The organism is Oceanimonas pelagia (assembly GCF_030849025.1).
Taxonomy (GTDB): domain Bacteria; phylum Pseudomonadota; class Gammaproteobacteria; order Enterobacterales; family Aeromonadaceae; genus Oceanimonas; species Oceanimonas pelagia.
This window is the reverse complement of record NZ_CP118224.1, coordinates 1,651,041-1,665,292: the sequence shown is the minus strand read 5'-3', so window position 1 is coordinate 1,665,292 and position 14,252 is coordinate 1,651,041. Positions and strand designations below refer to the sequence as shown.

The window sequence follows — 14,252 nt, the reverse complement described above, 5'->3', positions numbered from 1 at the left end:
CGGCTGGCTCTGTATTGTTATAATCGGCGCCATGATACGCTTTGCCGCCCCCGGCTGACCAGTCTGGCCCGGGGCGGAATGCCAAAACTGTCGAGTGGATTACATAAATGGGACTGCCTTTGCACATACACAGCGAGCCCTTTTCCGGCCCGGTGCGCGACTTCTTTTCCCCCCTGGCCAGCACCCCCTGGGCGGTGTTGCTGGAGTCGGCCTCGCCGCTGGCCGGCGACAGCCGTTATCACATACTCAGCGCCCACCCTGTCGGTACGCTGGTCACCAGAGGCGAGAAGACCACCATTACCCATCCCGATGGCACTGAGCACAGCGGTGAGTGCCCCTTTGCCCTGCTCAAAACCTGGCAGCAGCGGTTGCTGGGAGAGGTGAGTCTGCCCGAAGAGCATGCCCATCTGCCCTTTGCCGGCGGTGCCCTGGGCCTGTTTGGTTACGATCTGGGCCGCCGGCTGGAGCGCATGCCCGAGCGTGCCATCAACGAACTGTCCACCCCCGACATGGCGGTAGGTATTTACGACTGGGCCTGGGTGATTGACCGTGAACGTGAGCAGGCCCATCTGCTGGTGCTGGGTGACGAGCAGGCGCTGCGGCAAAGGCTGGCCTGGTGGCGCGGGCTTGCCGCCGCGCCCGGTGCACCGTTTCATCTCACCGGGCCCTGGCAGGCCAACCAGAGCCGCGAGCAGTACGGTGCCAACTTTAACCGGGTGCAGGAGTACCTGGCCGCCGGCGACTGTTATCAAATTAATTTGACGGTGCGCTTTAATGCCCCCTTTGAGGGCGATGCCTGGGCCGCTTATTGCCGGCTGAGCGAGCACAACCGCGCCCCCTTTTCCGCCTTTATGCCATTGCCCGACAGCACCGTGCTCAGCCTGTCGCCGGAACGTTTTATCGCCCTCGACGGTCGCCGGGTGGAAACCAAGCCCATTAAGGGCACCCGGCCCCGAGGCAGCAACGAGCGGGAAGACCGGCAACTGGCCGAAGAGCTGGCCGCGGCGCCCAAGGACAGATCCGAGAACCTGATGATAGTGGACCTGCTGCGCAACGACATCGGCCGGGTGTGTGTGCCGGGCACGGTGAAGGTGCCGTCGCTGTTTGCCGTCGAGTCGTTTCCGGCGGTGCATCATCTGGTGTCCACCATTACCGGCGAGCTGAAGAGTGGCCTGGACGGCACCGATCTGCTGGCGGCCACCTTTCCCGGCGGCTCCATTACCGGGGCGCCCAAGGTGCGGGCCATGGAAATCATCGAGGAGCTGGAGCCCCACCGTCGCCACGGCTACTGCGGCAGCATGGGTTACCTCAGCGTTCACGGTCGCATGGACACCAGCATCACCATTCGCACCCTGCTGGCAGAGCAGGGCCGGCTGTATTGCTGGGCCGGCGGAGGGGTGGTGGCCGACTCCGGGCAGGATGCCGAATATCAGGAGCTGTTCGACAAGCTGGGCCGCATTTTGCCGGTGCTGGAGAAGCTGTGACCCTGGACGAGCTGATCACCCGCCTTAACCTGCTGCCGCCCCGGCCCGATGATGGCTGGCCGGCCCATGCCCGGCCGGCGGCGGTGCTGATGCCGGTGCTGGAAGGGGAGCAGGGCCTGGAGCTGGTACTCACCCGGCGCAGCCGGCATCTGCGCCAGCATCCGGGGCAGGTAAGCTTTCCCGGTGGCCGGGTGGACAAAGGCGATGCCAGCCTGTGGCACACCGCCCTGCGCGAAAGCGAGGAAGAAATCGGCCTGCCGCCGGAACGCTGCCGGCTGCTGGCGCGGCTCAGGGCCCAATACACCATTTCCGGCTTTGCGCTCACGCCCTTTGTGGGACTGGTGGAAGGCCAGCCCGAGTTTGTACTGAATCCCGATGAGGTGGATGAACTTTACCGGGTGCCGCTCGATTACCTGCTGGATCTGCGCCATCACCATGTATTGAGCCAGCACCGGCGGGGCAAATTGCACCGGGTGGTGTTTATTCGCTGGCGCGGCCTGTGGGTGTGGGGCATTACCGCCGCCGTGATCCACCAGTTTGCTCACCAGGTGGCACGCTGAGCGGCGATCGCCATCACAGTTCCTGCGTTACATTTTTTTAACGTGTTAAATTGTTGTTGGGTTAAAACTCAAATAAACCTACAATCGTTCAATAATAGTTGAGCGACAGCCTGTGCGCGTCGCGGTTCCTAAGCGAGTAGTGTTTGGAGTTTGCCATGATCAGCGTGTTTGACATGTTCAGTATCGGTATCGGCCCTTCTTCTTCCCATACCGTTGGCCCCATGCGGGCAGCTCATGCCTTTGTTCAGGCCATGGCCGAGCAGGGCACGCTCGAGCGCACCACCCGCGTGGAAGTCGAGTTGTTTGGCTCCCTCGGCCAGACCGGAATCGGCCACGGCACCGGCAAGGCGGTGATCCTCGGTCTGGGTGGCTTTGATCCCGAGTCGGTGGATGTGGACATGATTCCGGGCTTTCTGGAAAAAGTGGACACCAGCCAGGAAATTGTGCTCAACCAGACCCACCCGGCGGCCTTCCCGCGCAGCGGCGCCATCGTGTTTCACCGTCGCAAGACCCTGCCCCTGCACAGCAACGGTATGACCTGCCGTGCCTTTGCAGGCGATGCCGTGCTCGCCGAGCAGTCCTACTACTCCATTGGTGGCGGCTTTATCGTCAAGGCCGAGGAGTTTGCCGACACCAAGGCCGCCGCGGTGGCGGAGTCCAGCGCCCGCCCGGTACCTTATCCGTTCAAGAGCGGTAACGAGCTGCTGCGCCTGTGCCGGGAGCACGGCATGTCCATCAGCGGGCTGATGATGGCCAACGAGAAGGTCAACCGCAGCGAGGAAGAGATCATTGCCGGTTTACGGGAGATCTGGGAGGTGATGAAGGCCTGTGTCAAGCGCGGCTGCAAGACCGAGGGCATTCTGCCCGGCGGCCTCAAGGTCAAGCGCCGGGCTCCGTCGCTGTATCGCCGGCTGGTGAGCGAATCCCAGTACAACAAGGATCCCCTGAGCGTGATGGAATGGGTGGACCTGTTTGCCCTGGCGGTGAACGAGGAAAACGCCGCCGGCGGCCGGGTGGTGACCGCGCCCACCAACGGCGCCGCCGGCATCATTCCCGCCGTGCTGCATTACTACGACAAGTTTGTGCAGCCGGTGGATGACGACGCCCTGGTGCAGTATTTCCTTACCGCCGCCGCCATCGGCATTCTGTACAAGGAAAATGCTTCCATCTCCGGTGCCGAGGTAGGCTGCCAGGGCGAGGTGGGCGTGGCCTGCTCCATGGCCGCCGGCGCGCTCACCGCCGTGGTGGGGGGCACCATAGATCACGTGGAAAATGCCGCCGAAATCGGCATGGAGCACAACCTGGGTCTCACCTGCGATCCGGTGGGCGGCCTGGTGCAGGTGCCCTGCATCGAGCGCAACGCCATGGGCGCGGTCAAGGCCATTAATGCCAGCCGCCTTGCCCTGCGTGGCACCGGTGAGCACAAGGTGTCGCTGGACAAGGTGATCAAGACCATGCGCGACACCGGCATGGACATGAAAACCAAGTACAAGGAAACCGCCCGCGGCGGCCTGGCGGTGAACATTATCGAATGTTGATGCCAGCCCGCGAGGGGTAAGGCGTGAAGCGTAAAGAGAAGCCCGGCGATTGCCGGGCTTTTTGTATTTGGAGTGTAGGCCCCGTTTTAACGGGGCAACAATGCCGCATATTGGAATGTTTGCCCGAATAAATTCGGGCCTACAAATTTATTTAATCCGCATGCCCGGCTGGGCGCCGTCGTGAGGCTCCAGGATCCACAGATCCTTGCCACCGGGGCCGGCGGCCAGCACCATGCCTTCGCTCATGCCAAAGCGCATTTTGCGCGGCGCCAGGTTGGCCACCATCACGGTGAGCTTGCCTTCCAGATCTTCCGGGTTGTAGGCAGACTTGATGCCGGCGAACACCTGACGGGTTTCACCGCCCAGATCCAGTTGCAGGCGCAGCAGCTTGTCGGCCTGGGGCACGGCTTCCGCCTTCTTGATCAGCGCCACCCGCAGGTCCACCCTGGCGAAGTCGTCAAAGGAGATGGTGTCGCCGATGGGATCGTCCGCCAGCGGGCCGGTGACCACTTTGGCCTGCTCTGCGGCCAGGTCTTCCTTGGAGGCTTCCACCATGGCGGCAACCTTGTCGGCCTCGATGCGGCTGAACAGGGCCTTGAACTTGTTGACGGTATGATTGGTCAGTGGGGTGGCCACGGCGTTCCAGGCCAGCTCGGTGTTGAGGAAAGCCTCGGCGCGTTCGGCCAGTTGCGGCATCACCGGCTTGAGGTAGGTCATCAGCACCCGGAACAGGTTTAGCCCCAAGGAGCAGATGGCCTGCAGCTCGGCGTCCTTGCCTTCTTCCCTGGCGATAACCCAGGGGGCCTTGTCGTCCACATAGCGGTTGGCCTTGTCGGCCAGGGCCATGATCTCGCGAATGGCGCGGCCGAATTCCCGCTGCTCGTAAAACTCGCCGATGCGTTCGGCGGCGCCGGCAAATTCGGCGTAGAGCGCGGGCTCGGCGCACTCGGCGGCAAGCTGGCCGTCAAAGCGTTTGGCGATGAAGCCGGCGTTGCGCGACGCCAGGTTGACCAGCTTGTTGACCACGTCGGCATTCACCCGGGCGACAAAGTCGTCCAGATTCAGGTCGAGATCGTCGATGCGGCTGGACAGCTTGGCGGCGTAGTAGTAGCGCAGGCACTCGGGATCCAGGTGGTTGAGGTAGGTGTCGGCCTTGATGAAGGTGCCCTTGGACTTGGACATCTTGGCGCCGTTGACGGTGACATAGCCGTGCACAAAAATGTTGCTGGGTTTGCGGAACTCGCTGCCGTCCAGCATGGCCGGCCAGAACAGGCTGTGGAAGTAGACGATGTCCTTGCCGATAAAGTGATACAGCTCGGCGGTGCTGTCCTGGCTCCAGTATTCGTCAAAGCTGAGATCGCCGCGCTTGTCGCAGTAGTTCTTGAACGAGCCCATGTAGCCGATGGGGGCGTCGAGCCAGACGTAGAAATACTTGCCCGGGGCATCGGGAATTTCAAAACCGAAATAGGGTGCGTCGCGGGTGATATCCCATTGTTGCAGGCCGGATTCGAACCATTCCTCCAGCTTGTTGGCCATTTCTTCCTGCAGCGCGCCGGAGCGGGTCCAGGCCTTGAGCATGCCGTCGAACTGGGGCAGATCGAAGAAAAAGTGCTCGGTGTCCTTCATCACCGGGGTGGCGCCGGATACGGCGGACTTGGGATTGATCAGCTCCGCCGGGGTATAGGTGGCGCCACAGGACTCGCAGTTGTCGCCGTACTGATCTTCCGCCTTGCAGCTCGGGCAGGTGCCCTTTACAAAGCGGTCCGGCAGGAACATGTTCTGCTCGGGATCGTACAGCTGGGAAATGGTGCGGCTCTGAATAAAGCCGTTCTGCTTGAGCCGGCCGTAGATCAAGGTGGCCAGCTCCCGGTTCTCGTTGCTGTGGGTGCTGTGGTAGTTGTCGAAACCGATGTTGAAGCGCGCGAAATCGTGCTGGTGCTCTTTCTGCACCTCGGCAATCATTTGCTCGGCACTGATGCCCAGCTGCTGGGCCTTGAGCATGATGGGGGTGCCGTGGGCGTCGTCGGCGCAGATAAAATGGACCTGATGGCCACGCATTCGCTGGTAGCGAACCCAGATGTCGGCCTGAATGTGCTCCAGCATATGACCAAGGTGAATTGAACCGTTGGCATAGGGCAGGGCGCAGGTAACGAGAATCTTACGTGGATCGGTAGCCATAATTTCCATTATTTGTTGAGTCGGGTTGACGGGACCCTGCATGTTACCCGAGTTTTTTCTCATATACACTCTTCAACGGCGTTTTCCCCTCCTTGCGCTTTTGCTAAAGTGCAGGCATTCCCTCACGTGGACGCAAGTGAATGAATATTGAACCAATTCGGCAGCGTCTGGGCCGTTTTTCGCCCAGACACTGGCCCCATGATCTGGTGTCTGCCGGTGTGGTGCGCAACATTGAACGGCGCGGCGATGCGCTGCATGTTTCGCTGATGCTGCCCTTTGCGCAAGGCACTCTCACCGACGAACTTCAGACCCTGAATGCCGAGCTGTGTGCCCTGGCCGGCGTACAGAGCGTGAACTGGCAATTGCACACCGAGGTGGCCACCCTGGCCCATGCCAACAACGCGCCGGCGGTGGCCGGCGTACGCAACATTATTGCGGTGTCGTCGGGCAAGGGCGGGGTGGGCAAGTCCACCACGGCGGTGAACCTGGCGCTGGCGCTGAACCATTTGGGGGCCCGGGTGGGCCTGCTCGACGCCGATGTGTACGGCCCTTCCATTCCGCTGATGCTGGGGGTGGCCGGCGAGCGCCCGGCCAGCGACGACGGCAAGACCATGCTTCCGGTTGAGGCCCATGGTATCAAGGCCAACAGCATTGGTTTTCTGGTCGGCGCCGATGACGCCACCGTGTGGCGCGGCCCCATGGCCAGCAAGGCGTTGTCGCAGATATTGCGGGAAACCCGCTGGGGCGAGCTCGACTACCTGGTGGTGGACCTGCCGCCGGGTACCGGCGACATTCAGCTCACCATTGCCCAGCAGGTGCCCACCACGGCGGCGGTGGTGGTGACCACGCCCCAGAACGTGGCCCTGGCCGATGCGGTGAAGGGCATCAATATGTTTGGCAAGGTTAATATTCCGGTGCTGGGGGTGATTGAAAACATGAGTTACCACCAGTGCGGCCAGTGTGGCCACAGGGAAAGCCTGTTTGGCGAAGGGGGCGGTGAGCACCTGTGCAGCGAGCACGGTGTGCCCCTGCTGGGGCAAATGCCCCTGAGTGCGACTTTGTGCCGGCAAATGGATGCCGGCACCCCGGTGGTGGCGGCCGAGCCCGAAGGGGAAATGGCCGGTCTTTACCTGGCCATGGCCGCCCGTCTGGCCGCCGGGTTGTATTTTTCCGGCAAGGCGGTACCCACCACCCTTTATACCCGACAGGTATAATGACCAATGGTTTTCTTGCGGCGCGGGCCAGGCCGGCGCCGTGTCTTCTTCTGGGCTTCGGGACGTCCTGTACGACGGAGCCTGTTCGGTTTAAGGAGTTTTCATGCGTCTTTGCGATCGGGACATCAAGCAGTATCTGGCCGATGGCCGCATTCAAATCGTGCCCGAGCCGCCGGCGGAGCGGATCAGTGGTGTGACCGTGGATGTGCTGCTCGGCAACGAGTTTCGTGTGTTTCAGGATCATACCGCGCCCTATATCGATCTGAGCGGCCCCAAGGGCCAGGTGCAGGAGCAGATCAACCGGGTGATGAGCGACGAAATCGTGATCGAAGACGGCGAGGCCTTTTTTCTGCACCCGGGTGAGCTGGCCTTGGCTGTTACGCACGAGTCCGTTACCCTGCCTGACGACATTGTTGGCTGGCTCGATGGCCGTTCTTCCCTGGCCCGGCTGGGGCTGATGGTGCATGTCACCGCCCACCGCATTGATCCGGGCTGGAGTGGCCGCATCGTGCTGGAGTTTTACAACAGCGGCAAATTGCCCCTCGCGCTGCGGCCCAAAATGGTGATCGGTGCGCTTAATTTCGAGACCATGTCCGGCCCGGCCGAGCGGCCCTACATGAGCCGCGCCAGTGCCAAATACAAGGCCCAGAAGGGCGCGGATGCCAGCCGCATCAATCAGGACTGAGCCCTCTTCGGTGAAGGCCTTCAAGCCCTGTCACTCCCGTGCAGAAACGTCATTCGCCGCGAAGACGGAACGGGAGTCCAGGGCAGGTTGCGCGGTGGCCCGCGGAATGGATTCCGGCTCACCGGCCGGAATGACAAGGGAACTGTCATTTATTGGTTTTACACGCACAGAACGGGACAAAAATAATGAAGAAATGGCTTTACGGGGTGGCGGCGCTGGTGTTGCTGGTATTGCTCGGGGCCTTTACCCTGACCCGGCTGATAGACACCGACAGGGTAAAGCGGCTGCTGGTGGAGCAGACCCGGGAAAAAACCGGTCGCACCCTGGTGATCGACGGCGACCTGAGCTGGCGCTTTTTCCCTTCGCTGGGCTTTACCCTGGGCAAGACCGCCCTGCTGAACCCGGCCGGCTTTGAAGAGGGCGCCACCCTGTCGGTGGGCGAGGTGAGCCTGGATGTGGCGCTGAAGCCGTTGCTCGATAACCGGCTGGAAGTGGGCGAGGCAGTACTGAGCAACGCGCGTCTGCACCTGATCACGCACAAGGACGGCACGACCAACCTGGACGATTTACGCAACCTGGGCAAAAACAGGGCTTCGGCCGAAACAACAGCTGGCGAAGCCGGCGGTAGCGGGACAAGCGACACCGCCCCCGGGCAGGCACGCGAGCTGGAGTTTGTCAGCCTGGCCGGGGTACGGGTGGTGGATGCCGAGGTACTGCTGCAGGATGAGCGTAACGACAGCCTGACCCGTCTCAACCGGGTCAATCTTCGCCTGGACCGTTTTGCTCCGGGTGAACAGGTGCCACTCAGCCTTTCCGGCAACCTGTTCTCCGACGAGGTACAGGCCAACCTGCAGGCCGATGGCCGGTTGTGGCTGGCGCCTGAATTTGATCGCCTGCGCCTGGACGGTCTCGCACTCAAGGCCGGCGCCACCGGTCGCGCCGTGCCCGGCAACAAGGAGCTGACCCTGAGTGGCGATCTGGCCTACAGTCTGGCGCAACAGCAGGCCGAGTTCAGTAACCTGGCGCTGACGGTGGGCGCACTCACTCTGGACGGCAAGCTTAGCGTGAACCATGCCCCCGAGGTGCCGCAAATCCGCTTTGACCTGCACACGCCGCTGCTGGACCTGGAGCAGTTAAGCGCCGAGTGGAGCAGCGAACAGGGCGGTGCCGCCAGTGGTGCCAGTGCAACCGACAACGCCGGCGCGCCGGCAAAGCGCGCCAAGCTGCCGCCCTCGGTAGCCTCCGGCGAGCCGGATTTGTCCGTACTTAAAAGCCTTGATGTGCAAGGGCGTCTGGCCGCCGATAGGCTCAAGGTCCAGGGCATGGAAATGGACGAACTCAGGCTTGATATTCGCGTTCACCAGGGCAAGGCCTCGGCCGAGCAGGTCAGCGCCCGCCTGTATGACGGCTCCCTGAACGGCCAGGCCAGCCTCAATGCCAATCCGTCGCCGGCCCGCTTTGCGCTGCAAACCGAACTGACCGGTGTGGACGGCTATCGATTGCTGAATGCCGCCGCCGGCATGGACTCGCTTGAAGGCCGCGCCACCGTGCAGCTTGATGTAACCGGCCGGGGCCTGTCTGGCCAGGCCATCAAGGAAAGCCTGGCCGGCACCAGCCGGGTGGAATTTGCCGACGGCGCCCTGCGTGGTGTGAACATTGCCGCCATGATCCGCCGGGGCTACGCCCAGGTAAAGGGCCAGCCACTGCCGGATGACAATGAGCCCCAGAAAACCGACTTCAGTGCCCTGACCGCCGATTTCGCCATCGAGAAGGGCAAGGTCAGCACCGACAACCTGCGGCTGGCCTCGCCGCTGCTGCGGGTGCGGGGCGAGGGAGAAACCAGCCTGCTGAATGAGTCCCTCGATGTGCTGCTGAATACCGCCATCGTCGGTACCCTCAAGGGCCAGGACGGTGAAACCCTGGATGAACTCAAGAACATCACGGTGCCGGTGCGCATCAGCGGCAGTTACAAGGAGCCCCGTTACAGCCTGGACATGCAAAGGGTGTTTGACCTGTACCTGAAGGAAAAAGCCGACAAGGAAGCCGAGCGGGTCAAGCGTAAGCTCAATGAAAAACTGAACGGCGAGCTGGGTGACAAGATCAACGAAAAACTGCCCGGCCTGCTGGACAAGCTGGGGCTGTAACCCCGCCGTCATCATGCCGGATTACAACACAACGGGGTGGCGTAAGCCGCCCTTTTGATTGTCCTTTGGCGCTATTCTGTTGAAGCCGTGCCCGTTTCACCCACTGCGCCACCTGCAGTAACCCCGCCCGCGTGCTTCCCAGAGCGAGTCAGTGCCCTTGCCTCATCACCGACTGCGCGGTTTCGCGCATGCAGTTGGCCAGGGGCGTGCGAAAGCTGCTTTCCAGGGTGGAGGCATACACCAGGTTCATGCTGAACACATGATGCCGGGGCAGGCCGTCAACGCCCTGCAGGGAGGCATTGCAGGCCACCAGGCTGGACTCGGGCAACAGGGCGGCCGCCAGGCCGCTGTTCACCGCCGCGCAGATGTTTTCCAGATCGGTGCTGTTCATCACGGGATCATGACTTACTCCTGCCTGTTTCAGATCGTTCAGGCTAAGTTCCCGCAAAATGCAGTCACCGGTAAACAGCGCCACCGGCAGCGGCGAGCCCGGCTCGGGGGCCAGGCCGGCGGCGATTACCCACTGCAGCCGTTCCGTCCACAGCACTTCTTCCTGCGGAAAGCGGGGCTCGCCGGTCACGATGGCTATATCCAGCTCCGAGCGCTTCACCATGTCCCGCAGGGCACGGCTGCGGGCACAGGTTACTCTGGGCTGAAGCTCGGGAAACGACTCCCGCAGCCGGGGAATAAAATGCTGCAAAAACGCCTGGGCGTAATCGGTGGGCACGCCAAAATGCACCCGTCCCCGCAACGGGCTGTCACTCAGCGCGCTCAGGGCCTCGTTGTTCAGTCGCTGGAACTGTTCGGCATAGCGCAGCAGGGTGCTGCCCGCCGTCGTGAGGGAAATGCCCTGGTTGCTTCGTTGCAGCAGACAGGCGCCGGCCTGCTCTTCAAGGCGTTTTATCTGCATGCTCACCGCCGCCTGGGAGCGAAACAGCCTGGCGGCGGCGTCCTTGAATCCCCCCTCGGCCACGACCACCGTGAAGGTGTTGAGTAACTCAAGATCCAGCAGGGGTTTCATTAGGGGCTCCTTTTTGTTAAGGGTGATTCACTTTTTATTAATTACTGAATTGTATCTATTCGTTTGACTGAACTATAGCCGGTTTTTTACGCTGACAGTCACATCATCACTGGTGATGGATCTTTTCAACCCTGTGTGGAGGCGATAGGCATGACGGTATTTGACATTCCAGAGACCATGGCGGGCGTGGTGCTCACGGGACACGGCGGGCCGGACAAGCTGGTATACCGGGATGATCTTCCCGTTCCCCGGCCCGGCGCCGGCGAGGTACTGATTCGAGTGGGCGCCACGGCGATCAACAACACCGACATCAATACCCGTATCGGCTGGTACTCCAAGGGGGTGACCACAGGCACCGGTGCCGCCATCAGCAGCGGCCTGGCACCGGCCCGGCATGAAGACGCCGGCTGGTCGGGCAGCCCCATTGCGTTTCCCCGCATTCAGGGAGCGGACTGCTGCGGCACCATAGTGGCAGTGGGGCAGGATGTGGACGAGGGGCGCATTGGCGAGCGGGTGCTGGTGCGCCCCATGCACGCGCCGTCGACCACCTCCGGGCCTTACGAGCTGGTGACCTTTGGCTCCGAATGTGACGGCGGCTATGCGCAGTATGCCACGGCCCCGGCGCACGAAACCTTTGCCGTAGAGAGTTCGCTCAGCGATGCCGAGCTGGCGTCGTTTCCCTGCGCCTGGTCCACAGCGGAAGGCATGCTGGAGCGGGCGGATCTCAAGGCGGGTGAACGGGTGCTGATCACCGGCGCTTCCGGTGGGGTTGGCTCGGCGGCGGTGCAGCTTGCCAAGCGCCGGGGCGCGGAGGTGATTGCGGTATGCGCAGAGCATAAGTTTGATGCCGTGCGCGCCCTGGAGGCCGATCGGCTGGTGTCCCGGGGCGCCTCGCTGCTTGAGGAAATGGGGGCAGACAGCGTGCAGGTGGTGGTGGATCTGGTGGCCGGACCGCAATGGCCCGAGCTGCCGGAGCTGTTGCGCCGGGGCGGGCGTTATGTTGCCTCCGGCGCCATTGCCGGGCCCTTGGTGGAGCTGGACGTGCGCACGCTCTACCTGAAAGATCTGAGCCTGCTGGGCTCAACCTGGCAGCCCAGGCATGTGTTCGAGAACCTGATTAGCTACATAGAGCGAGGAGAAGTTCAGCCCCTGGTGGCTAGAACCTATGCACTGTCGGACATACACCAGGCCCAGCAGGATTTTATGACCAAGCAGCTGGCCGGCAAGCTGGTGCTGACGGCAGCGGAGCAATAACGGCAAGGCCGGTGCCTCAAGGGCCCCGGCCGTCATTATGTGGTTGAAGGAGAAAACTGGAGTCGGTAAAGGGTAAGGCGGCAATCAGTTACGGCTCAAACCCTTCAAGCACCAGCTTGCCGACGGCGCGGCCCGACTCCAGCTCGGCATGGGCGGCCCTGAGATTGGCGGCGTTAATGGTGCCCAGCCGCTTGCCCAGGGTAGTGCGAATATGCCCCTGATCGATCAGTTGCGCCACCTGCTGCAGCAATTCATGCTGGGCGTCCATGTCGCGAGCCTGGTGCATGGAGCGGGCAAACATGAACTCAATGTGCAGCGACAGGCTCTTGGGCTTGAGTTTCATCACATCCAGGGTGTCGGGATCGTCAATCATGCCAATGCGGCCAAAGGGCGCCAGCAGGTCGACATAGGTCTCGAAATAGTCTTCGGTGGCGTTCAGGCTGGCAATATGGGTGACCGGCCCCAGGTTGTGCTGTGCTATCAGGGAATCAATCTGGGGCTTCAGCGGCTGCCGGTGATCCACCACATAATCGGCTCCCAGCTCGATCACCCAGTTGCGCGATGCCTCGCGAGAAGCCGTGGCGATAATGGTGGCGCCGGTCAGTACCCTGGCCAGTTGCAGCAAAATGGAGCCCACACCACCGGCGGCGCCCACCACCAGCAGTACTTCATTTGACGTTTGGCCGCCGTTGGGCTTGGTACGGGCCAGCTGCAGGTGTTCAAACAGCAGCTCCCAGGCGGTAATGCTGGTCAGCGGCAGCGCGGCCGCCTCGGCATCGGACAGGCTGCTGGGCTTGTGGCCCACCAGGCGTTCGTCCACCAGCTGATATTCGGCATTGCTGCCCGGACGGGTCAGATCGCCGGCGTAATACACGCGGTCTCCCGGCTGGAACAGGCTAACCTCTGCACCGGTGGCCACCACTTCGCCCACGGCATCCCAGCCCAGCACCTTGTACTGACCGGGCTCGGCCGCCGCGCGCTGGCGCACCTTGTAATCCACCGGGTTCACGGCAATGGCGTGCACCTTCACCAGCAGATCACGGCCGGTGGCCACCGGTTGCGGCAGTTCAATATCCACCAGGGCATCGGCTTCGCTGATGGGGGCGGGATGTTGGTATCCAATGGCTTTCATAACAGACTCCTTTAAGCGTCAAAGCGTGATTTGATATCGGCTTGATCATCATTGTGTGCATTGCAGATTTCAGGAAAAACAGTATAATCAGATAAACATATTCAAAAACTATTTGAAAATATGCAGCTTGAAGACTTGCAGGTGATCCTCAAGGTGGCCCAGTTTCGCAGCATCACGGCGGCGGCGGCCAGCCTGGACATGCGTACCGCCACCGCCAGCGCCGCGGTAAAACGGGTGGAAAGCGCCTTGGGCGCCGAGCTGTTTGTGCGCACCACCCGCCAATTGCGGCTGTCGAGCGCCGGAGAACGCTATCTGCCCCAGTGTGAGCAGGCGCTGCAGCTGCTGGAGCAGGCGCGCGCCAATATTCGCCATGACAGCGAACAGCTGGCGGGTGAACTGCGGCTGGCGGTGTCGTCGGATCTGGGGCGCAACCTGGTGCTGCCCTGGCTGGATGAATTCATGGCCAAGCACCCCGATATTCGGCTGCGGATCAATGTCAGCGACAGCAATATCGACTTTTACCGGGACGAGGTCGACATGGCGCTGCGCTATGGCTCGCCCAAAGAGACCAACCTGTACGGCTTTAAAATCTGCGATGTGCAGGGCATTCTGTGCGCGGCCGAGTCCTATCTGCAACAACACGGCAGCCCGGCGCATCCACAGGAGCTGGCCACCCATAACGGCCTGTTTTATCAGTTGCACGATATTTTGCACGATGTCTGGACCTTCACTCGGGACGGCCAGAGCCACCGGGTCAAAATGACCGGCAACCGGGCCTCCAACGACGGCGATCTGGTGCGGCGCTGGTGTGTGGCGGGCCGGGGGGTGGCGGTCAAGTCCTGCCTCGACATGGCCGAGGATCTGCTGGCAGGGCGCGTGCAGCCGCTGATGCCGGGCTACCGGGCGCGGATGTCGGAGCTGTGGCTGGTGTGCCCCAGCCGTCATTCCATTACCCCGGCCATGCGGTTGTTGCGAGACTTTCTGCAGGAAAAATGCGGCGCCCTGCTAAGCCGGCTCAATGAGCACGGCCTGTTGTAAGGAG

General features: G+C 62.0%; 11 protein-coding genes. 8 read left to right on the top strand and 3 right to left on the bottom strand.

Going from position 1 to position 14,252, the window contains the following annotated elements:
• The first annotated feature begins 107 nt into the window (after positions 1–107).
• From pabB to PU634_RS07910, 3 genes are all read left to right on the top strand, one after another.
• A complete protein-coding gene (pabB, locus tag PU634_RS07920) occupies positions 108–1,484 on the top strand; it encodes an aminodeoxychorismate synthase component I (protein WP_306763511.1) in 1,377 nt (458 codons plus the stop codon).
• Positions 1,481–2,044: a CoA pyrophosphatase gene (locus PU634_RS07915; protein WP_306763510.1), complete on the top strand. Its 564-nt coding sequence runs from the start codon at positions 1,481–1,483 to the stop codon at positions 2,042–2,044. Before pabB ends, PU634_RS07915 begins: the two co-directional genes overlap by 4 nt.
• Before the next feature lie 155 nt (positions 2,045–2,199).
• Positions 2,200–3,582, top strand: coding sequence for an L-serine ammonia-lyase (locus PU634_RS07910; RefSeq protein ID WP_306763509.1), 1,383 nt, complete (start codon positions 2,200–2,202; stop codon positions 3,580–3,582).
• A gap of 147 nt (positions 3,583–3,729) precedes the next feature.
• On the opposite strand, the gene metG is transcribed toward PU634_RS07910, so the two are convergent.
• Complete coding sequence (gene metG / locus PU634_RS07905) at positions 3,730–5,760, bottom strand: methionine--tRNA ligase (RefSeq protein WP_306763508.1); 2,031 nt, start codon at positions 5,758–5,760, stop codon at positions 3,730–3,732.
• Positions 5,761–5,900: 140 nt separating this feature from the next.
• Here metG and apbC point away from each other — a divergent pair, with 140 nt between their 5' ends.
• The 3 genes from apbC (at position 5,901) to PU634_RS07890 (ending at position 9,803) form a co-directional block, all read left to right on the top strand.
• Entirely contained in the window at positions 5,901–6,974 is a 1,074-nt protein-coding gene (apbC, locus tag PU634_RS07900; RefSeq protein WP_306763507.1) for an iron-sulfur cluster carrier protein ApbC, read from the top strand.
• Positions 6,975–7,077: 103 nt separating this feature from the next.
• Positions 7,078–7,659 (top strand): dCTP deaminase, encoded by a 582-nt coding sequence (gene dcd / locus PU634_RS07895; protein WP_306763506.1) that lies wholly within the window; start codon positions 7,078–7,080, stop codon positions 7,657–7,659.
• Positions 7,660–7,844: 185 nt separating this feature from the next.
• Positions 7,845–9,803: an AsmA family protein gene (locus tag PU634_RS07890; RefSeq protein WP_306763505.1), complete on the top strand. Its 1,959-nt coding sequence runs from the start codon at positions 7,845–7,847 to the stop codon at positions 9,801–9,803.
• Positions 9,804–9,951: 148 nt separating this feature from the next.
• On the opposite strand, the gene PU634_RS07885 is transcribed toward PU634_RS07890, so the two are convergent.
• Positions 9,952–10,824 carry a LysR family transcriptional regulator gene (locus PU634_RS07885; RefSeq protein ID WP_306763504.1) on the bottom strand — a complete coding sequence of 291 codons (873 nt, stop codon included), beginning with the start codon at positions 10,822–10,824 and terminating at the stop codon, positions 9,952–9,954.
• 150 nt (positions 10,825–10,974) lie between these two features.
• Between PU634_RS07885 and PU634_RS07880 the strand changes: the two genes are divergently transcribed.
• Positions 10,975–12,078, top strand: coding sequence for an alcohol dehydrogenase family protein (locus PU634_RS07880; protein ID WP_306763503.1), 1,104 nt, complete (start codon positions 10,975–10,977; stop codon positions 12,076–12,078).
• Between the two features lie 88 nt (positions 12,079–12,166).
• Here PU634_RS07880 and PU634_RS07875 read toward each other — a convergent pair whose 3' ends face one another.
• Positions 12,167–13,210 carry a zinc-binding alcohol dehydrogenase family protein gene (locus PU634_RS07875; protein WP_306763502.1) on the bottom strand — a complete coding sequence of 348 codons (1,044 nt, stop codon included), beginning with the start codon at positions 13,208–13,210 and terminating at the stop codon, positions 12,167–12,169.
• 120 nt (positions 13,211–13,330) lie between these two features.
• Between PU634_RS07875 and PU634_RS07870 the strand changes: the two genes are divergently transcribed.
• Positions 13,331–14,248: a LysR family transcriptional regulator gene (locus PU634_RS07870; RefSeq protein ID WP_306763501.1), complete on the top strand. Its 918-nt coding sequence runs from the start codon at positions 13,331–13,333 to the stop codon at positions 14,246–14,248.
• The last annotated feature ends 4 nt before the right edge of the window (positions 14,249–14,252 follow it).

Bases quoted from the DNA above. Each gene is read 5' to 3' on its own strand.
- PU634_RS07910 (WP_306763509.1), top strand. From the start codon at position 2,200: ATGATCAGCGTGTTTGACATGTTCAGTATCGGTATCGGCCCTTCTTCT.
- PU634_RS07880 (WP_306763503.1), top strand. From the start codon at position 10,975: ATGACGGTATTTGACATTCCAGAGACCATGGCGGGCGTGGTGCTCACG.
- PU634_RS07885 (WP_306763504.1), bottom strand. From the start codon at position 10,824: ATGAAACCCCTGCTGGATCTTGAGTTACTCAACACCTTCACGGTGGTC.
- PU634_RS07890 (WP_306763505.1), top strand. From the start codon at position 7,845: ATGAAGAAATGGCTTTACGGGGTGGCGGCGCTGGTGTTGCTGGTATTG.
- dcd (WP_306763506.1), top strand. From the start codon at position 7,078: ATGCGTCTTTGCGATCGGGACATCAAGCAGTATCTGGCCGATGGCCGC.
- PU634_RS07870 (WP_306763501.1), top strand. From the start codon at position 13,331: ATGCAGCTTGAAGACTTGCAGGTGATCCTCAAGGTGGCCCAGTTTCGC.
- pabB (WP_306763511.1), top strand. From the start codon at position 108: ATGGGACTGCCTTTGCACATACACAGCGAGCCCTTTTCCGGCCCGGTG.
- apbC (WP_306763507.1), top strand. From the start codon at position 5,901: ATGAATATTGAACCAATTCGGCAGCGTCTGGGCCGTTTTTCGCCCAGA.
- metG (WP_306763508.1), bottom strand. From the start codon at position 5,760: ATGGCTACCGATCCACGTAAGATTCTCGTTACCTGCGCCCTGCCCTAT.
- PU634_RS07875 (WP_306763502.1), bottom strand. From the start codon at position 13,210: ATGAAAGCCATTGGATACCAACATCCCGCCCCCATCAGCGAAGCCGAT.